General features: G+C 66.0%; 14 protein-coding genes and 1 pseudogene. 8 read left to right on the forward strand and 7 right to left on the reverse strand.

Annotated features, from left to right (window positions below):
- On the reverse strand, positions 1-222 hold a 222-nt coding region (locus OO71_RS31470; RefSeq protein WP_033293606.1), incomplete at its 3' end, for a hypothetical protein.
- Between the two features lie 183 nt (positions 223-405).
- Here OO71_RS31470 and OO71_RS31475 point away from each other — a divergent pair.
- Positions 406-1,908, forward strand: coding sequence for a TldD/PmbA family protein (locus OO71_RS31475; RefSeq protein ID WP_245633841.1), 1,503 nt, complete (start codon positions 406-408; stop codon positions 1,906-1,908).
- Positions 1,905-3,293, forward strand: a complete 1,389-nt coding sequence (locus tag OO71_RS31480) for a metallopeptidase TldD-related protein (RefSeq protein WP_033293608.1) — start codon at positions 1,905-1,907, stop codon at positions 3,291-3,293. Before OO71_RS31475 ends, OO71_RS31480 begins: the two co-directional genes overlap by 4 nt.
- Positions 3,294-3,710: 417 nt before the next feature.
- On the opposite strand, the gene OO71_RS31485 is transcribed toward OO71_RS31480, so the two are convergent.
- Positions 3,711-5,096, reverse strand: a complete 1,386-nt coding sequence (locus OO71_RS31485) for a metallopeptidase TldD-related protein (protein ID WP_033293609.1) — start codon at positions 5,094-5,096, stop codon at positions 3,711-3,713.
- Between the two features lie 85 nt (positions 5,097-5,181).
- Between OO71_RS31485 and OO71_RS31490 the strand changes: the two genes are divergently transcribed.
- Positions 5,182-6,597, forward strand: coding sequence for a S10 family serine carboxypeptidase-like protein (locus tag OO71_RS31490; RefSeq protein ID WP_033293610.1), 1,416 nt, complete (start codon positions 5,182-5,184; stop codon positions 6,595-6,597).
- 45 nt (positions 6,598-6,642) lie between these two features.
- Here OO71_RS31490 and OO71_RS31495 read toward each other — a convergent pair whose 3' ends face one another.
- Both OO71_RS31495 and OO71_RS53415 read right to left on the reverse strand, forming a co-directional pair.
- On the reverse strand, positions 6,643-7,827 hold the full coding sequence (locus OO71_RS31495) for an aminotransferase class V-fold PLP-dependent enzyme (protein ID WP_033293611.1): 1,185 nt from the start codon (positions 7,825-7,827) through the stop codon (positions 6,643-6,645).
- Positions 7,828-8,358: 531 nt separating this feature from the next.
- Entirely contained in the window at positions 8,359-8,568 is a 210-nt protein-coding gene (locus OO71_RS53415; protein WP_156096637.1) for an amidohydrolase family protein, read from the reverse strand.
- Positions 8,569-9,210: 642 nt separating this feature from the next.
- Between OO71_RS53415 and OO71_RS31500 the strand changes: the two genes are divergently transcribed.
- The 4 genes from OO71_RS31500 (at position 9,211) to OO71_RS31515 (ending at position 14,383) form a co-directional block, all read left to right on the forward strand.
- On the forward strand, positions 9,211-10,452 hold the full coding sequence (locus tag OO71_RS31500; RefSeq protein WP_245633842.1) for a dicarboxylate/amino acid:cation symporter: 1,242 nt from the start codon (positions 9,211-9,213) through the stop codon (positions 10,450-10,452).
- A 13-nt stretch (positions 10,453-10,465) separates the two neighbouring features.
- Positions 10,466-11,182 (forward strand): cysteate racemase, encoded by a 717-nt coding sequence (gene cuyB, locus OO71_RS31505; protein WP_033293612.1) that lies wholly within the window; start codon positions 10,466-10,468, stop codon positions 11,180-11,182.
- A gap of 208 nt (positions 11,183-11,390) precedes the next feature.
- A complete protein-coding gene (locus OO71_RS31510) occupies positions 11,391-12,725 on the forward strand; it encodes a methylaspartate ammonia-lyase (protein ID WP_211260654.1) in 1,335 nt (444 codons plus the stop codon).
- 2 nt (positions 12,726-12,727) lie between these two features.
- Complete coding sequence (locus OO71_RS31515; RefSeq protein WP_425388718.1) at positions 12,728-14,383, forward strand: fumarate hydratase; 1,656 nt, start codon at positions 12,728-12,730, stop codon at positions 14,381-14,383.
- 92 nt (positions 14,384-14,475) lie between these two features.
- Here OO71_RS31515 and OO71_RS31520 read toward each other — a convergent pair whose 3' ends face one another.
- Entirely contained in the window at positions 14,476-15,147 is a 672-nt protein-coding gene (locus OO71_RS31520) for a GntR family transcriptional regulator (protein ID WP_051792490.1), read from the reverse strand.
- A 260-nt stretch (positions 15,148-15,407) separates the two neighbouring features.
- Here OO71_RS31520 and OO71_RS53420 point away from each other — a divergent pair.
- Positions 15,408-16,095 (forward strand): annotated as a pseudogene (locus OO71_RS53420) (hypothetical protein); the annotation flags it as partial.
- A 414-nt stretch (positions 16,096-16,509) separates the two neighbouring features.
- Here the strand turns inward: OO71_RS53420 and OO71_RS31530 are convergent.
- Both OO71_RS31530 and OO71_RS31535 read right to left on the reverse strand, forming a co-directional pair.
- Positions 16,510-17,553: a LysR substrate-binding domain-containing protein gene (locus tag OO71_RS31530; protein ID WP_245633843.1), complete on the reverse strand. Its 1,044-nt coding sequence runs from the start codon at positions 17,551-17,553 to the stop codon at positions 16,510-16,512.
- A gap of 420 nt (positions 17,554-17,973) precedes the next feature.
- Positions 17,974-19,149, reverse strand: coding sequence for a CaiB/BaiF CoA transferase family protein (locus OO71_RS31535; RefSeq protein WP_033293614.1), 1,176 nt, complete (start codon positions 19,147-19,149; stop codon positions 17,974-17,976).
- Between the last annotated feature and the right edge of the window lie 52 nt (positions 19,150-19,201).

Here is a 19,201-nt window from a genome sequence, read left to right on the forward strand (position 1 = left end):
CTCCGACACCACCGCACCCGCCAACGACACCCCCGACACCCGCCACCACACCGGCACCCCACCCACACCCAAACCCACACACTCCACCAAACCCTCACCCCAGCCGCTGTCCTCCAGTTCCGAGACGCGAGAGGTGATGTCGAGCCGGTCGCCGGAGTCGACCACCTCGATCGAACCGATGTTCTTGCCTGCGCGGACCATGGCGAAGTTTTCGACGGTCATGGTGGCCTTCCGTTGATGGGTCGGAGCGATCGTGCGCTGCAGCCTATTGCGGCGCATTTCGATGAATCATTGAAAGTATCCTCAAAGTGTTGACATCGGTCAACTTGGAATGGAATGGTTGCCTGGCAACGTTGTCTCATCACGCCGGGCTGGACCCGTCAGCGGGAAATGAGGAATGCCACCGTGCCGGAGATCGATCAATCCTTCCTTGACCTGCCTGCCCGAAGGCTGGCCGACGCCGCGTTGGGCCGGGCCCGTGAACTGGGTGCCGAACATGCGGATTTCCGCTTGGAGCGGATCCGCACCGGAACGTTGCAACTGCGCGATGCCAAGCTGGAATCGAGCACGAGCGAGGAGGATTTCGGCCTGGCGGTGCGGGTCATCCACCACGGGGCATGGGGATTTGCGAGCGGGGTGGCCCGTTCCACCGACGCCGCCGCCGCGCTGGCCGAGCTGGCGGTGTCGACCGCGCGGGTGGGCCGGGTGCTGGTCCGGGACCCGGTCCGGCTGGCAGCAGAACCCGTGCACGACGCCGTCTGGGTTTCCTCCTATGAGCAGAACCCGTTCGAGGTGCCCGAAGCGGACCGGGCGGAACGGATGACCGACCTTTCCGGGCGACTGCTGTCGGCCAAGGGTGTCGACCATGTCGACGCTCTGCTCATGCAGGTGATCGAGAACAAGTTCTACGCCGACACCGCGGGCACGACCACCACCCAGCAGCGGGTCCGGATCTGGCCGCGGCTCACGGCGGTGCACCTCGACAGCGGAGCCGGTCAGTTCACGTCGATGAGCACCCTCGCCCCGCCCACCGGGCGAGGATGGGAGTACCTGACCGGAACCGGCTGGGATTTCGACAGCGAGGTGGCCGAACTGCCCGGTCTGCTTGCCGAACAGGCCGTGGCGCCGAGCGTGGAAGCCGGTAGCTACGACCTGGTCGTCCATCCCTCGAACCTCTGGCTCACCATCCACGAATCGATCGGCCACGCAACCGAGCTCGACCGGGCCCTCGGCTATGAGGCCGGGTACGCCGGTACGAGCTTCGCGACGTTCGACAAGCTGAACAACCTGAAGTACGGCAGCAAGGTCATGAACGTCACCGGTGATCGGCTGGCCGACCACGGGCTCGCGACGATCGGTTACGACGACGAAGGTGTTGCGGCGCAGAAGTTCGACCTCATCCGGGACGGCACACTGGTCGGCTACCAGCTCAACCGGCAGATGGCCGACATGAAGGGATTCGGGCGATCGAACGGCTGCGCATTCGCCGACTCGTCCCGCCACATCCCGTTGCAGCGCATGCCCAATGTATCGCTCCAACCCGCCGACAACGGTCCCTCCACGGAGCAGTTGATCAGCGGCGTGACCCGCGGCATCTACGTCGAGGGTGACCGCTCGTGGTCGATCGACATGCAACGCTACAACTTCCAGTTCACCGGGCAGCGGTTCTACAAGATCGAGAACGGCCGGCTGGCAGGCCAGCTCAGGGACGTCGCGTACCAGGCGACGACAACCGACTTCTGGGGTTCGCTCGAAGCGGTTGGCGGACCGTCCACCTTCGCGCTCGGCGGTTCTTTCTACTGCGGCAAAGGTGAGCCGGGACAAGTGGCCGCGGTCTCGCATGGCTGCCCCACTGCGGTGTTCAGTGATGTGAACATCCTCAACACCAGGACGGAGGCCGGCCGGTGAGCACATCCCAGGAAATCGTCGAGGCAGCGTTGAACGCGTCGGTGGCGGACGGCTGCGTGGTGATCGCGGCCGAGACGACCGAGACGAATCTGCGCTGGGCAAACAACAATCTGACGACCAACGGGCAGATGAGTTTCCGGACGCTGACCGTGGTGTCCGTGGTCGACGGCGACCGCGCCGGGGTGGAGACCGGGGTGGTCACGAGCCTGGACGAAGCGGCGGAGCTGGTCAGATCGGCGGATGCCGCGGCGCGCAACGCGGCACCGTCGGATGAGGCCAGTCCGCTGGTCGAGCCTTATGAGCACGATGACGATTGGAAAGCGGACACTCCCGGCACCTCGGCCGCGATCTTCGAGGGTTTCGCGCCGGCCTTGGCGCAGGCATTCGAGCAGTGCGAGCGGGATGAGCTGAAACTGTTCGGATTCGCCGAGCATCGGATGACCTCGACCTTCCTCGGGACGTCCACCGGTCTGCGCCGCCGGTTCGATCAGCCGACCGGACACGTGATGATCACCGGCAAGTCCCCTGACTTGTCGCGGTCGGCGTGGATCGGCAGCCCCACCCGTGATTTCACCGAGGTGGACCTCCCGGCCGAGGTCGACCGGCTCCGGCAGCGGCTGGAATGGGCAGAGTCGAAGATCGAGCTGCCTCCCGGCCGGTATGAGACGATCTTGGCGCCCGCGGCGGTGGCCGACCTGGTTGTACATGCGTACGTGGAAGCGGACGCCAGGAGGGCGGACGAGGGACGGAGTGTGTTCGCGTCCACGGCCGGTGGTGGCAACCGGATCGGCGAGCGGCTGTCCGATCTCCCGCTGTGCCTGTACTCCGACCCGGCGGAGCACGGCCTGGAATGTGCCCCGTTCGACATCGTCACCGGAAGTGTTCTCACGTCCGGAATGCAATCGGTGTTCGACAACGGCCAGCCCGTATCGGCCACTCGCTGGGTCGAGGACGGACGGCTGGCCAACCTGGTCCGCAGCCGGTCCTGGGCACGGCAAACGGGAACGAAACCGCAGCCGTTCATCACCAATGTGATGCTGTCCGGTGGCGAGGGCGGTCCTTCTCTCGACGACATGGTGGCCGGCACCGAGCGGGGCCTGCTGGTGATGTCGTTGTGGTACCTCCGTGAGGTCGACCCGAAGAGCCTGCTCCTCACCGGCCTGACGCGGGACGGCGTCTATCTCGTCGAGAACGGCCGGGTGCGAGGCGCGGTCAACAACTTCCGGTTCAACGAGTCACCGATCGACCTGCTGGGAAGGCTGACCGAAGTCGGCCGCACCGAGCCCACCCTGGGCCGGGAATCGCACGACTTCCTGTCGCGCACGGCGATGCCGCCGATCCGCGTTCCGGACTTCACGATGTCGTCGGTGAGCCAGGCGTCCTAGACGGCTGCCGATGCCCTCGCGTACGTGCGGATTTCCCCGATCCGGGCGTACGCGAGGGTAGCCGTTTCCCCTGTGGACGTGCGACGCCCGGGTCTCCCGGAGTGGCTGGCCCGGCGGTACCGCGGCCGCGCTCAACCTGCCCCGTGCTCGGCTTGATACGTCCGTGAAATCGTCGGCCAGCCCATGGTCGAGTACCCGCGCGCCGGCCTGGTTTTCGATGCGATCACCCTCACGTGGCGAGACCGCTTCCCACCCGGCTGTGAGCTGCCGTTCGAGTCGATCTTCGCTGCCCGGAACCGGCATCAGCGCCCTCCCGGTACCACTCGCGACCAGGCCCGCCAGGCCGTTTCGGCTACGCAGAAGGAATTTCGATGCCCGGCTGCGCGGATGCGGTCTGCACTTCCGACCCGTGGCCGCTCACAGTGCCTGGCTGACCGTCGACATGGTGAAGTCCGGCACGCGGATCGGCGGCATCGCGGTGCGCGGGAAGTAGCCTTGCCACTCGCGCCCGAGCGTGGGCTCGGTCCGGCCGACCTCGGTGAGCCGGCTCAGCACGCTCAGCGGCGATTCGTTGAAGCGGAAGTTGTTCACCGCTCCCCGGATCCGGCCGTTTTCGACGAGGTAGACCCCGTCTCGGGTCAGCCCGGTGAGCAGGAGATTCGCCGGGTCCACCTCGCGGACGTAGAACAGGCAGGTCAGGAGAAGTCCGCGTTCGGTGTTCGCCACCATGTCGTCGAGCGACGGTCCGCCTTCGGCACCGGTCAGGGTCAGGTTGTGCACGAACGGCCGTGGCCGGGCGGCGGTCCGTTTCGCCCAGGCGCGGCTGCGGTGAAGATCGGTGAGCCGGCCGTCATCGATCCAGTCGACCCTCGTGGCGGGCTGGCCGATGTCGAATACGGAAAACGGTGCCGGGTACGGCCCGGGCTGGCCACTCACCAGCTCGAACGGTGGACACTGCAAACCGTCCTCTTCCGGGTCGGAGTACAGGGTGAGTGGATGGGGGGAAAGCTGTTCGCCGATCCGGTTCCCGCTACCGGCTGAGAACGGGCTGCGCCCTTCGTCGGCGGCGCGGGCGGACGCCAGGATGTAGGTGAAGACCATGAGATCCGCGACCGCGCTCGGCGGGAGAATGGTCTCGTACTGGCCGGCCGGCAGCTCGATCCGCTTCCTGGCCCAGCCCAGCTGCCTGCCGATCCGGTCGACCGTGGCTTCGACGTCGATGTCGGTGAAGTCGCGGGTGTGCAGGCCGGCCCAGGTCGACCGGGACAGGTCCGCGGACTTGCCGGTGATCGTCACCTTGCCGGTGGGCTGATCGAACCGGCGCCGGAGGCCGGTGGACGAGCCGACGAACGTGGACGCCATCCGGTGCTCGGCGAATCCGAACAAGGCGATCTCGTCGCCTGCGCACCGGTCGAATGCCCGGGCCAGATCGGGGACGAACCGGTCCAACGTCCGGATCGAGGTGCGGGCCGGCTCGCCGGACCAGCCGTGGTCGTTGCCGTCGGGGGCCACCAGGGGACTGGCAGTGTCGTCCGGCGGCGCGGCCGCGGCCGCCACGTCTGCGGCCCGGACGAGCCGTTCTGCCTCCTCGGCACTGCTGACCGGCCCGGTGACGGTCGCCGCGCGATTGCCGTCCACTATGGACGTCACGGTGAGCGAACCGGACGAGAGATGACCGGTGGTGGTGAGGCTGCTGTTCGCCCAGCGGAGGTTGACCTCAGTCTCCTCGGTCGCGATCACTACGCAGCCGTCGGAGGCTGACGCCCGCAATGCTGTCTCGACGAGTTCCTGGGGCTCGCTCATCTACCTGCCTCTCCGTTGTGCTACACGATGTTGAGAACTACGATATCTTGTTGCAGTCAGGTTCGGGAAGAGATCTGGAGGACGAATGGAAGAGCATTACGAGGTGCGGGATTCGATCACCGCCGATGGCCGGACCTTGCCGTATCGCTTCGCGCTGGATCTGATGCCCGTCCGCGATGAGACGGGTGCCGTGGCCGGGACGGCGTCGGTCTTTTCCTATCTCGCCGACGTGCCGGACCCGGACTCCGCGCGGCCGGTGGTGTTCGCGTTCAACGGCGGGCCCGGCTCTTCCTCGGTGTTCCTGCACTTGAGTGGCCTTGGGCCGAAATACGCAGCCCTGCCGGACGATCCGGCCACCCCGATCTCGCCACCCTATGCACTGCAGGACAGCCAATCCTCCCTCCTGCCGATCGCCGATCTGGTTTTCATCGACCCGGTGAACACCGGATTCGGCCGGTTCTCGGGCGAGGCGGCACCGGGGGATTGCTACTCCGTGGATGGCGACGCCCGGTACTTCGCCGACCTCGTACTCGCCTGGACGACCCGGTACGGACGCTGGGACTCGCCGAAGTACCTGCTCGGCGAGTCCTACGGCACGGTACGGGCACCGGCCCTCGCCCATGTCCTCCTGACTGACGCGGCGATGCCGGTCGACGGGATCCTGCTCGTCAGCCAGGCCGCCAACATCCTGGACGCGTGGGACCGGCCGGGTAATGTCGCGGGCGCGGTCGCCGCCCTGCCGACCAAGGCGGTGACTGCCTGGTTCCACGGCCTTGCGTCGAAACAGGCAGCGGACGTGGAAGAGGTTTTCGACCTCGCGACGGAGTACGCCTATGGCGAATTCGCGTCGGCACTGATGAAGGTCAACTTGCTGACCGAGGCCGAGTTGTCGGCCGTTGCGCAGCGGCTGGAGCACCTCACCGGCCTGGCCGCGAGCACCTACGTGCGCAACCGGTTGTGGGTCAGCAATCGCGAGTTCTGCGGTGCGTTGTTCGCCGATTCGGGGAAGGCACTGAGCCAGTCCGACGCCCGGTATGCGTTGCCGGCCGGCAACCCGGCATTGCGGGAGGGGTCTTTCGACGCAGTGGACCTGCGGATCAAGCCGGCGTTCGCGATGGGAGCACGGCAGTACCTGCATGACCGGTTCGAGATACCGGCCGGCCACGAGTACCGTCTCGACGACGCCGATGCGGACGAGCAGTGGGATTTCACCAGCGGATCGGCCGGCAAACCGTCACCGTTCTCCGAGTACCCTTACCCGGCGAAGATCAGCCAGTACCTCAAGCAGGTGACGAACTCCCGCCTGTTCCTCGCGACCGGTCACTACGACATGATGGCCACAACCGGAATGGCCGAACACCTGGTGCGGCAGTACGACCTGCCATTGGAGCGGGTCATCTCGCGTCGATATCCGGCAGGACACATGATGTACGTGGAGACAGTCTCGCGCCGGCGATGGGTCGAGGATATCCGCGCCTTCCTTGCACCCACTCAACGGTGAAGAGGGGGGAAGTCCTTCCTCGGCATTGCCGGTGGAAGCAGCCTTCTATGGCGCCGACATGATGCTCTCGAGTGCGTTGAGGGCTTGGTCGATGTCGGCGATCGCCGTGAACAGGTGCGGGGAGAAGCGGATCAACCCCATCCGGGGTGAGCAGATCACGCCGGCCCGTTCGAGTTCGGTGTGCACGGCCACGCTGTCCCGCCCGGGGATCTCGACCGAAAGGATCCCGCCTCGCTGCTTGCGGTCGCGTGGGGTGATCACGCGGCCGCCCAAGCGGTCCACCCCGCCGGCCAGCCGGTCGGTGAGCATGGCGACGTGTTCCGAGATGTGCTCGATCCCGATGTCGAGCAGGTAGTCGATGGACAGCCCCAGGGAGAATCGGGCGAGCGTGGAGCCGCTGCCGTACTCGAGGCGCCGAGCTCCCGCCGCATAGTCGAGCACAGTGCCGTCGATGTGGTCGTAAGGCGGCTTCGGCGCACTCGTGACCGATCCGGCGAGCGCCGGGCGGATCCGCTCGCTCAACGCGGGGTGGAGGTAGCAGACGGCGGCGGTGCTGAAACCGCACAGCCATTTGAACGAACCGGCCACCGCAAGGTCGATCCTGGAGGCAGTGACGTCGAGCGGCACGACGCCTGCCGCCTGGTAGCAGTCGACCGCCGCGATGGCACCGTGCGCATGAGCCAGATCGGCCAGCGCCGTCAGGTCGAACCGATGACCGGTGACCCACTCCACCAGGCTCACCGCGATCACCGCGGTGTCGTCGTCGACCAGCTCGGCGATGCGCTCGATCGTCAGCTCCGACCGATCCGCTGACGTGTCGACGATGCGTACCTCCAGCCCGGTGTCCTCGGCCAGCCGGATCCAGGGAAAGGTGACTGCGGGCACCTCGGTGTCGACGGTGACGATGTTCGCGCCCCGGCCCGGCCGCAAGCTCAGCGCGATCTGGTTCATGACCTCCGACGCGCTCGTGACGAGGGCGATGTCACCCGGTTCCGCATTGAACAACCGCGCGCCGGCTTCGCGCGGAGCCTCGCTGAACTGTGGTGCGGCTTCGAGATACGCACTCGTCCCCCGATTCGCGATATCCCGCAACAGCACCTCGACCTGCCCGCGAACCGGCGACGGCACAAGCCCGATCGCGGCCGAGTTGAGGTAAGCGGCCTGCTTGGCGTAGGGGAAGTGATCACGTACCCGGAAGGGAAGGCCGGCCGGCCGGTCGTCACTACGCACGGACACTCCTCACTGATGCAATAGGATGTTTAATGGCTACATGGATTGTTGATCGGTGTCAACGGGCGGTGGCCCCGGGGCCGGATTTGCGGCAGCAGCTACCCCAGGATGTTCCGGGACTTCATGTGCGCCAAGGGCGTGTTCGACCTGGACGCGGAAGCTCTCGCCGACGGTGTTGCGATCTTCTTTCCACGGCGGGAGTGGCGCCTGTCCCTTACGGGTTGCGTACGGACCTGGTAGCCGGCGTCGGCCATGACCTTCGCGCACCGCCCGATCGACGCCGGAGCCTGTGCAGGCGCGGCAGTCGTTGCGCTTGCCGGGCGTGAGACCGTCGGCGGACATGCCGCGGTCGTGCGTGGACACCGGCGTGCCATCCACGACCCGCACCAGCTTCCGAACCAAGGTCGTCGATCTTGGCGCAACACTGTTACGGGACGGCGTTCAGCGCGCCGGACGCCGCTGTGCGACTGCTTCCCAGACGCCAGCCCGGTTTGCCAGGTCGAAAGCTTCGCGGTGAACAAGGTCTCGCACTCAGTCTTTGCCGAGCGTCGTTACGACGCCGCCGAGATGGCGATCGCTGCGCAGACTCGGCCCTAGGTGTGGCGTATCGAGGCTGCCTACTTCGCTTTCGAGGCCGAGCGCTCGTGCGCCACTGATGGTTGGCATTCGCAGAACCTCGTCGGGAGGCAGAGTCTCCGTGTCACGCGTCGCATACTTGTCTACGAGGGCCGACATGCGCATCTCATGGAGCAGTCAAATCGGCGACCTCGCCCCTGACCAGCAGCATCGTGACGGCGCGCCGCTGCCGGCCGGTCGAATGCTGGAAAGGCTGCCTCGCCATTCGGTGAACGGTCCTGCGCAGCGTCCAGCCGTACGCGGTGCTTGAGTGGGCTGCGCGCGGCGTTGAGCGAACGCTTCGGCGCCGACACCGTCGAACTGCTGATGGCCGGCTACAGCCTCACTGAACTGTGGCAAGTGACTGTCTTGCCGCACCCGACCGAGCCGATTCCGGTAGCCGACACCGCGGCGGGTGAAGCCTTTACCTCCGGTCACAGTGACCGGCGCGCCTGTATTCCCCTGGACGCACAGGCGGAACGCACCGATCAAGCCATCGTGCGGCTCTGGCGTACCGCGCGACCGGACAGATGTCGACGCTGGCGGGCGAATGCTCGGTATCGCGTGCGGCCAGCGGTAGACGTTGCTGCCGACCGGTCTACCGGGTGTCGAAGCTGTGCTGGGACCGCCACATGCAGCTCCGTCAGAAGTCTTGACAGGCCCGCCAGACCCGGCCAGACTCATCGCCCAGTACGCAAAGCGCAATATATTGGAGGCTGCGTGGCGACATCCCTGACCCGAAGGCGCTGGTGGAGACTCCCCATCGGGGTGCAATCGCTCATCGCCGTTGGCCTCGGTGCGCTCATCGGTACGTTCGCGCCGGCGGTGGGTGAGCAGCTCAAGCTTCTCGGCGACGTCTTCCTGCACCTGGTGCAGATCATCGTGCTGCCACTGGTCTTCCCGTTGATCGTGCTGGGCATCGCCCGGATGGAGTCGGTCAAGCAAGTGGGCCGGATTGCCGTCAAGGCCATTCTCTACTTCGAGATCGTCACTACCGTGATCCTTTTGATCGCAGTGGGCCTGGCCAAGCTGGCCGGCATCGGCACCGGTGCCTCGGTCGGGTCCGCGGACACCACGGACCTCAAATCTCTCGACCAGGGCATCGATTTCAGCGAGCTGGTCCTGCACATGTTCCCGGCGAACATTTTCCGCGCGTTCGCGGACGGGAATCTGCTTGGCGCCATCGTCTTCGCGGTGTTCGTCGGCGTAGCCATGGCGGCCATCGGCGACAAGGCAAAGCCTTTCGTCACCGTGCTGGACTCCATCGCCTCAGTCATGTTCAAAGTCGTCGGCTACGTGATCCGCGTCGCGCCGCTGGGGGTGCTTGGCTTCATCAGCTATGACGTGGCGCATTACGGCTTCGGCAACCTCGGCAGCCTGCTGGGCTTCATCACTGTCGTCTATGTCGGACTGGTCATCGTCGTCGGGGTGCTCTTCCCCCTCATCGCGCTCATCTACCGCATTCGCTACCTCGCCTTGCTGAAGACGATCGCGGGACTCGCCGGGGTCGCCTTCGTCACCCGTAGCTCCGAAGCCGTACTGGCCCCGCTCATGGGCAAGCTCGAAGGATTTGGCATCGGCCGGTCGACGACGTCCTTCGTCGTACCCCTCGGTTACTCGTTCAACACCGACGGATCGGTGCTCTACCAGGCGGCCGCGCTGGTATTCATCGCAAACGCCTACGGTGCCGATACCTCCCTGCCTGCGCTGCTCGTCATGGTCGGCGTCCTGGTCGTCCTCTCCAAGGGGGTAGCCGGCGTGGCCTCCGGCTCGATCGTCGTGCTGATCGCAGCCGGGAATTCCATCGGCCTGCCCGCCGAGGGCGTCGCGCTGCTCCTCGGCGTCGACTTCGTCGTCGACATGGCTCGGACCGGAGTGAACGTAATCGGCAACTCCCTTGCTGCCGCCGTCGTGGACCGTTCGGAGGCCAAACGGGAGGCCAGGAATGCATCGCGGCAGGTAGCCACCGATCCGGCTCCCGACCCTCTTCAGGAAGACTTGGTTCGATGAAGGACTTCGTTCGATGAGCCACGCGGCCGATGCGCGAGAGACGATCGGCATTCTCGGCGGAATGGGACCAGCGGCGACGGCGGACTTCTACGCCAAGCTCGTCCAGGCGACCCCGAGCGTGCGGGACCAGGATCACTTCCGGACGGTCATCTGGTCCGATCCCACGGTGCCCGACCGTACCGAGGCTCTGCTGGGCGATGGGCCGGACCCCACCCCCTGGCTGTTGCACGGAAGCCAGGTACTCAAGGACGCCGGCGCCACCGTGATCGCCATTCCGTGCAATACCGCGCACGCCTTCGTCCCGAAGATCGCCGAACACGTGGGGCTGCCGATCGTCGACATGATCAGCGAGGTTGCCGAGCACCTGGCCGCGCTGCGGCCCCCGATCCGTACTGTCGGACTGCTCGCGAGCACCGGCACCGTCCGGGCCGGGCTGTATGAACAGGTGCTCGTTCGGCTCGGGATCGAACTCGTCCCACCCGAACCGGACGTCGGCCAGCACGAGGTCATGGCCGCGATTCGGGCGGTGAAAGCGGGCAGCAGAGGTGCCACGGTGTCAGACCCGCTGATCCGCACCGCACATCGGCAGATCGAACGTGGTGCGCAAGTCATCATTGCAGGTTGCACCGAGATCCCGCTGGGGCTCGAACCCGGCTCCTTGCCCGTACCTCTGCTCGATTCGGCGGAAGTCCTGGCTCAGGCCTTGGTCCGCCGCTCGGCTGCGCGGTGAAGATCTCTGCCATTGCGGACGGAGGTGAATCCGCGCTTCGCCGATACCTGCTCTCGCAAGACTGCGACGCTATCCACTTGAGCGCAGGTACTTCACCGTCGAACAGGCGATCTCATCTTCGGCTGTCCACGATCTCTGCCGCCAAGTAGGGCCAGTGGCATCAGCCGTCAGGCTGATCGTCTCACAAATATCCGGAAAGGAAGTTTACGTGAACGACTTGTCGGCCCTGACCATCGCAGACGTGATAGCGTCTCCCGGTCTGGGCGGTTTCTTCTTTGATGATCAGGCGGCTATCAAGTCCGGCGCACTCCGGGACGGAAATTTCTATTCAGGATCTGCGGTGACCCCGGGCTACCGATCCGTTCGTGAGCCTGCTGAGTCGGTTTGCGTGATGCTCCTGCTCAGTGATGGTTACGTAGCACGTGGTGATTGTGCCAGTGTGCAATATTCCGGAGTCGGTGGTCGTGCTCCGCGATTCCACGCCGGCGAGTTGGCCGGCCTGATCGAGACTGCGCTCGCTCCGCTGGTCCGCGGACTGGAGGTGACCACTTTCCGCGCGTCAGCGGCGCATGTTGAGCGCCTCATCCAGGAAATTCCCGGCTTGGGGGGTGCTGCCTCTTACGGCGTGTCGCAAGCTTTGCTCGATGCAGCTTCGCACGCGGCCGGCCATCACCTCATGGGTCGCGTCCTCAAGGATGAATGGCAGCTTCCAGGGCTCCTCGCGAGCGTTCCGCTATACGCGCAGAGCGGCGATGACCGCTATGACAACGTCGATAAAATGATCATCAAGCGGGTTCCGGTCCTTCCGCACGGCTTGATCAACCGACGTGAGCTGGTCGGGCAGGGAGGGATCGTCCTGATCGATTACCTCCATTGGATCCGGGAGAGGCTCCGGAAACTCGCGGGAGGTGAGCACTACGTCCCCATCATCCACCTCGATGTGTACGGAACACTGGGTATCGAAGCGTCAGGTTCGGTAGCCGGAACTGCGGACCTCCTTGGGCGGCTGGAGGAAGCGGCAGGTCCGCATCTCCTGCGTGTGGAGCACCCCATCGACGCCGGCTCGCGAGATGCCCAGATCGAGGTGCTGTCCCGGTTGCGCGCGTTGCTGGAGGCGAGGGGATCGCGCGTGCAGATCGTTGCGGACGAGTGGGCCAACACGGTCGAGGACATCGTGGCGTTCGCGGAAGCGGGGGCGGCGCATCATGTCCAGGTGAAGACGCCTGACCTCGGGTCAATTCACCACGCCGTGGATGCCGTATTGGCGTGCCATGACCGCGGGGTAGGTCCATTCATCGGTGGAACCTGCTCGGAGACCGACCTTTCGGCCCGTGCTAGTACCCACGTCGGAATCGCCACCGGGGCCACCCAATTGCTGGCCAAGCCCGGTATGGGCGTTGACGAGGGGCTGGCTATCGTCACCAACGAAATGAATCGTGCTGTGCGGCTCGACCGGTATCTGCACGACACGGCGGGGAAATATTCCCATGTCCCCTCCCGTGGCTCACTCGGCGGGATGGCGTCCACCTTTACCGAGAATTGAGTATGGGAATGCCCGGATTCGATTACACGGCGCTGCTGCCCCTTGCGGTCGACGGCACCGAATACCGCCTGTTGTTCACCGATGGAGTCGGCGTCGATCGCATCGGTAAGAAGGAGTTCGTCACCGTCGAACCACAGGTTCTCCGGTTGTTGGCGGAAGAAGCCTTCCGGGACATTTCGCACCTGCTGCGACCCGCTCATCTCGGGCGGCTCCGTGCGATCATGGACGACCCGAACGCCAGTCCTAACGACAAGTTCGTGGCCTTCGACCTGCTCAAGAACGCAGCCGTCGCGGCGGGGGGCGTGCTGCCCATGTGTCAGGACACGGGCACCGCGATAATTCAAGGCTGGCGCGGTCGACACGTGTTGAGTGATGGCGCGGACGCCGAGCATCTATCGCACGGGGTCTATGACGCCTTCCGCAAACTCAATCTTCGCTATTCGCAGCTGGCACCATTGAGCATGTACGAAGAACGCAATACCGGTACCAACTTGCCGGCGCAGGTCGAGCTGCTCGCCGACGGGGACAACGAGTACAAGTTCTTGTTCATGGCAAAAGGTGGCGGAAGCGCCAACAAGAGCTTTCTCTACCAAGAGACGAAAGCGCTGCTCAATGAGCGAAGCCTGCTTGGGTTTCTTGCGGAGAAGATCGCGGCCATCGGTACGGCCGCCTGTCCGCCGTATCACCTGGCGATCGTAGTCGGTGGTACCTCGGCCGAGTATGCGTTGAAGACCGCCAAACTGGCTTCCGCTCATTACCTCGACTCCTTGCCGATCTCCGGTTCGCCAGGCGGGCACGGGTTCCGGGACCTCAACCTGGAACAGCAGATCTGGGACCTCACCCAGGGCCTGGGCATCGGCGCGCAGTTCGGGGGCAGGTACTTCTGCCACGACGTGCGGGTAGTGCGCCTGCCCCGGCATGGTGGGTCGTGCCCGGTCGCGGTTGCGGTCTCATGCTCCGCGGACCGGCAAGCCTTGGCGAAGATCACGGCGGAAGGAGTGTTTCTCGAACGGCTCGAGACCGATCCCGCCCGCTTCTTGCCCGATACCACCGCGGATGACCTGGTCGGCGACGTCGTTCCGATAGACCTGGATCAATCGATTGACGCCCTGCGGGCACAACTGTCTCGGCACTCTGTCGGCACGCGTCTGTCTCTCAGCGGAACGTTGATCGTCGCCCGTGACCTGGCACATGCGAAGATGAAGGAACGTCTGGACGCGGGCGCAGGCTTACCCGATTACCTGCGGAATCACCCGGTTTACTACGCGGGCCCGGCCAAGACGCCGCAAGGACATACCTCCGGTTCGTTCGGACCCACGACTGCCGGGCGCATGGATTCGTACGTGGAGCAGTTCCAAAAGGCGGGCGGCTCACTCATCATGCTCGCCAAGGGGAATCGCTCGAACGCTGTCACCCACAGCTGCGCCGCGACCGGCGGTTTTTACCTGGGCACCATCGGCGGACCGGCCGCGCGGCTGGCACAGGACTGCATCAAGAAGATCGACACAGTCGAGTACTCAGAGCTGGGTATGGAGGCCGTCCGAAGGATCGAAGTCAAGGACTTTCCTGCGTTCATCGTCATTGACGACAAAGGGAACGATTTCTTCGCGCAGCCCGGCCCTGCGGCGCTTACCCTCGGCCCATCCCGGCGTGACTAAGCAAGCGTGAGAGGTGCCGTTACCGGGGCAAGTGCGACCGTGGTGACCGGCTACCCGGGCTGGGTTCTGCGATGGCCGGCCACGCACTCTGGTCAGGCCAGCTGCTCGCGTTCGAACAGCCGGGTGATCTGCCCGCCGAGTTCGGTCCAGTGCGCCCCCGCCACCTTGCCGGCGGCGGGTCCGTCCCCGGTGGCGCAGGCCTCGATCAGCTGCTCGTGGTGCTCGACGGTGTTCCGGCCGCCGAGCAAGCTGGCGAACTTCCGGTACAGGATCCGGTGGACCAACGGATGCAACTGCTCGAGCGTCCGGCTGAGCACGGGGTTGTCCGCAGCCTCGATGACAATACTGTGGAAACGATCGTCGGCCGCCAACGCCGCGTCGATGTCATCGGCGGCGACCGCCCGTTTGAAGGTCCGATTCTCGGTACGCAACTGCCGCAACGCGGCCCGATCCAGCTGCGGCACCCCGGTTTCCACGGCGAGCTGATGAAGAACGCTCAGTACCGCCAGAGTCTTCTCCGCGTCCCGGCGATTGACGGTGGTGATGCGGGTGTAGACGCCGGGCCTGGCCTCCACAAGTCCGTAGTCGACCAGCCGGTTCAGCGCCTCGCGTACCGGCGTCCGGCTCAGGCCGAGGCGCTGGGCCAGCTCGCCGTCCTTCACCTTCTCGCCCGGGGCCAGTTCGCCGCGCACGATCGAGTCGCGAAGCCGGTCGAACACTTCGTCGCTCAGCAGACGGCGGGTAACGGGGCGGTCTAGCGACATACTGCATACAGTACCCCACTCCGGGGCACGTCCACGTCGATCGCGGCCCACCGAGCGTCGGAAAGGTCGAGGGTTGAGGGTGCCGCTCGCTCGCGGCGTTGGCGCACCGCGCGCGTCGCGCCATCCACTTGCCGGAGCGGCGTTCTCCGCCCCCTAGCGGACGCAGACGACGGCGCATCACGACCCGAGGACGGGCGGTCCTTGTGCTGGACGGCGAACTGCTGAGGAAGGCGCCTTGGGCCGCGAGGCCGCGTTGATGGGCGGCGCCGACCGCGGATCGAACCGGGCGAATGCGCGACATCGTGACCACGCTGCAGGCCGAGCAGGACCACATCGTCCGCGACGGATACGCCGGGGTACTTGTGGTGCAGGGTGGACCGGGGACAGGCAAGACGGCGGTCGCGCTGAGGTGGAGTTCGACCAGCAGGCAGGGTGGCTGGATCCGCCTGACTGCCGCCCTCGGCATGGCTTTTCGTACGGGATTACCGCACAGCCAGGCCTGGCCGGTATTCCAGCAACGGCTCATCGAACTGATAGCTCAGCACGTGATCGACCAGATGGAGAGTGCGGTGTTCACCGATACCGGCGATGCCATCGATGGTGGCAGCGCCGACGGCCGGCTCGGCGCGGCCGACCTGCGTGCGTTGGCCGACGCTGCAGTGCGCCACTTGCTGGACGAGGCCGCCGCGATTATCGGCGACACCAACTCCGCAGCCGGGAGCAGGGTGACGTTCGGGCACGTGGTCGTCGACGAGACGCAGGAACTGTCCGCGATGGCCTGGCGGATGGTCATGCGTCGCTGCCCCACCAGATGACCATCGTCGGCGACCTCGTCCAGACCAGCGATCCGGCGCTTCGTCCTGGGATCGGGTACTGCGGCCACCTGTGCACGATCGCTGGCGGTCGGCCCAGCTCACCATCAACGATCGAACCCCAGCCGAGATCATGGCCGCCTTGCCACCCGCGATCCTCGCCGCCCCTTGGGCTACAACGACCTCTACGTCGCTCCACGATTGGCAACGTGGTGGTCCTAAAAGGCAAGAGACACAGGCCGAGCGCCCGGAGTGAAGCAGAGGACGAACGACCGCGAGCTGTGTCGATCAGCGGTGACACTTGATCGTGAATGCCGCACTGCCGTCAAAACTCGCCGACACAACTATGAGACCGCACGCCGAAGTCGGACGATTTGCTCTTGCCCGGCAACGGATCTTCCTGTGCCGGTCGGTCGTATGCGGGGTTTTCGGCGCCTCCAAGTGCTCGGTGAGGCTCAAACCTGGCAGGCGCGCGGGTCCTCGGCGAAAGGCGCCGCAACGGGGCCACTCGTCGCAATCGCGAGTCATACCCTCGCGACGCGGGATTGGGTCACGTGAGGTGGATGCCCGGCCAGCGGCCCGCGGCGGTCAGTTCTCGGGTCACTTCGACAATGCCCCGGTGGACTGCTGCGACGCTGTCGCGCGGCTCGTAGCGGTCCGTGGCGGTGCGTACGGCGATGTACCTGCGCAGGCTGGGGTCCACGATGCGCCGGATGCCGAGGCTGTTCGGATCAGCGTGGATCGCCAGCACCGAGCGCGGGAGGATCGTGCAGGCCTCTCCGCTCTCCGCGATGCGGAACAGCGTGCCGAGCGACTCGACATCGCCGATGTTCAGGGGCGTCATCCCATGGGCGGCGAATGCGCGGTCCACGAGCGTCCGCAGGTTGCTGTGTACCCCCGGCGTGACCAGTGGCACGTGCCGAAGGTCGACCAGGGACACCTCGTCCGGCGACGCGGGGGCAGGCTTCGGCTGGCCGATGAGATACAGCTCCTCCGAGTACAGCGGCAGCTCCGCCGAGCGCGGCGCGTCATCCTCGCGGAAGACGGTGGCCAGGTCCAGCCGACCGGCGAGCAGCAGCTCGTTGACGTATCCGCTCATCGACTCGAACAGCTGGAGATGGATGCCGGGATAGTGGGTGCGCACCCAGGAGAACAGCGCTGGGGCGAGTGGCGCGGCCACCGTCGTCGGCAAGCCGACCGCGACCGGGCCGCGCACCTGCGGCCGGTCAACGGTGATGTCCCGGGTGAGCCGGTCGAACTGCCGGATCAGCTGCTGCGCGTCCCGGTACAGCGCCTCGCCTGCGGGTGTTGGCCGCACCCCTCGTGGGCCGCGGTCCAGGAGCCGGACGCCGAGGTGTGCCTCGAGGTTGGCCATGCGCTGGCTGATCGCCGGCTGGGATACGTGCAGTACGCCAGCGGCTCGGGACAGGCTGCCGGCGTCGACGGCAGCGATGAAGTCGCGGAGCTGGGCGATGTCCACGGTGGTAGTGCGCCGCCTTCCCAGTGACGTACGAGTCATGACGAGGTGTGCCGCGCGGCGCTCGGCCTGGCGGATGGTGCGACGGACGAATTCGACGACGGGCCGGTCGATCATCTCACCCCACCGGCAGCACCCGCCGGGCCCCAGCGCACCTCGTCCTCGTCCGGCGCGAAGGCCGCGTGCACGTGCGGCACCTGCGCCGGATGGATCAATCCCCGCGCCGACTCGACCACGGGAGCACGCGGGCACGGTCCCGTACCTCCACCTGGACTCCGCCTTGGGAAGTACAACGGCGGCTCGGCACGCCGCGAGATCCTCCGCGAACCCCGCGGACCGCGTGTCGTTGATCCTGGCAACCACCGGCAGGACGGCGCCCCGGGACCATACGGCGTGCTTGCTGGCCTTGTCGCCGAGGGCCACGGCGTCCTCCAGATCGACGATGACGGCGTCGGCCCGCTGCCGACCGCTTTCGCGAACCGGCCGGGCCAGGACGCCGGTACGAGCAGCCAGCTCACTGCGCTTCGCTGGACTCGGTCAGATGGAACGTCCAGCGACCAGGTCGTCGATCTCGTCGTCCGTCAGGCCGACTTCGGCGAGGATGCTCCGGGTGTGCTCGCCGAGTCCGGGTACCGGGTCCATCCGCGGTGTTGCGTCGACCAGCCCTGGAGGGGCGAGCGCGGGGATCGGTCCCGCCGGGGTCTGCACCTGGTGCCAGCGGCCCCTGGCCGCCAGCTGTGGGTGCTTCCATACTTCTTCGAGCGAATTGACCCGGGCATGCGCCACCGGCACGGCCGCGAGCAGCTCGACGGCCCTCGCGCTGGTGAGCTCGGCGAACCGGGCGGCGATGAGGGCGCCAAGAGCCGCACGGTTGGAGTTGCGGGCCGCGTTGCCGTCGTAGTCCGGGTGTGTGGCCAGCTCTGGGCACCGCAGGAAGCGTTCGCAGAACGCCGCCCACTCCCGCTCATTCTGGATGCACATCATTACGACCTTGCCGTCCCCTGAAGTGAAGGGACCGTACGGGTAGATGGTCGCGTGTGCTGCGCCTGCCCGCGGTGGCGGCAGGGCGCCGTCGAACGCGTAATACAGCGGGAAACCCAGCCACTCGACTGTGGCCTCCAGCATCGACACATCGATATGTGTTCCCTCGCCCGTGTGGCCGCGCTCCAGCAGGGCGGCCAGGACCGAGCTGTAGGCGTACATCCCGGCGGCGATGTCGGACACTGAGATGCCTGCCTTTGCAACCTCCTCGGCTGTGCCGGTCACTGACAGCAGCCCGGATTCGCTCTGCACCATCAGGTCATATGCCTTCGCGGCGGTGTACGGGCCAGGCGAGCCGTAGCCGGAGATGTCGCAGACGATCAGCCCCGGGTGGGTCGCATGCAGCTCGTCCCAGCCCAGGCCGGCGCGTTCGGCCGCGCCAGGTGCGAGGTTCTGGACGAAGACGTCGGCCTCGGCGAGCAGCCGACGCAGCACGTCCATGCCCCGCAAGTCCTTGAAGTCGAGCGCGAGTGACTCCTTGTTGCGGTTGACCCACACGAAATGTGAGCTGAGCCCGTGCACGCGCGTGTCGTAGTCGCGGGCGAAGTCGCCGGTACCCGGCCGCTCCACTTTGATGACTCGAGCGCCGAGGTCGGCAAGCTGGCGAGTGGCATACGGAGCGGCGATGGCCTGTTCGAGGGAGACGACGGTGGTTCCGCGGAGGGGTTGCATGTGCTTCTGTTGTCTCTTTCTCTCGAGCCGAGGATCAGGGCGATCACCGGTT

It is taken from the genome of Amycolatopsis jejuensis (assembly GCF_000717335.1).
Classification (GTDB): Bacteria; Actinomycetota; Actinomycetes; order Mycobacteriales; family Pseudonocardiaceae; genus Amycolatopsis; species Amycolatopsis jejuensis.

Coding starts and splice junctions, on each gene's coding strand:
- OO71_RS31485 (WP_033293609.1), bottom strand. CDS start 5,096: ATGAGCGAGCCCCAGGAACTCGTCGAGACAGCATTGCGGGCGTCAGCC.
- OO71_RS31535 (WP_033293614.1), bottom strand. CDS start 19,149: ATGCAACCCCTCCGCGGAACCACCGTCGTCTCCCTCGAACAGGCCATC.
- cuyB (WP_033293612.1), top strand. CDS start 10,466: ATGAGCCACGCGGCCGATGCGCGAGAGACGATCGGCATTCTCGGCGGA.
- OO71_RS31520 (WP_051792490.1), bottom strand. CDS start 15,147: ATGTCGCTAGACCGCCCCGTTACCCGCCGTCTGCTGAGCGACGAAGTG.
- OO71_RS53415 (WP_156096637.1), bottom strand. CDS start 8,568: ATGCGCATGTCGGCCCTCGTAGACAAGTATGCGACGCGTGACACGGAG.
- OO71_RS31515 (WP_425388718.1), top strand. CDS start 12,728: ATGGGAATGCCCGGATTCGATTACACGGCGCTGCTGCCCCTTGCGGTC.
- OO71_RS31530 (WP_245633843.1), bottom strand. CDS start 17,553: ATGATCGACCGGCCCGTCGTCGAATTCGTCCGTCGCACCATCCGCCAG.
- OO71_RS31490 (WP_033293610.1), top strand. CDS start 5,182: ATGGAAGAGCATTACGAGGTGCGGGATTCGATCACCGCCGATGGCCGG.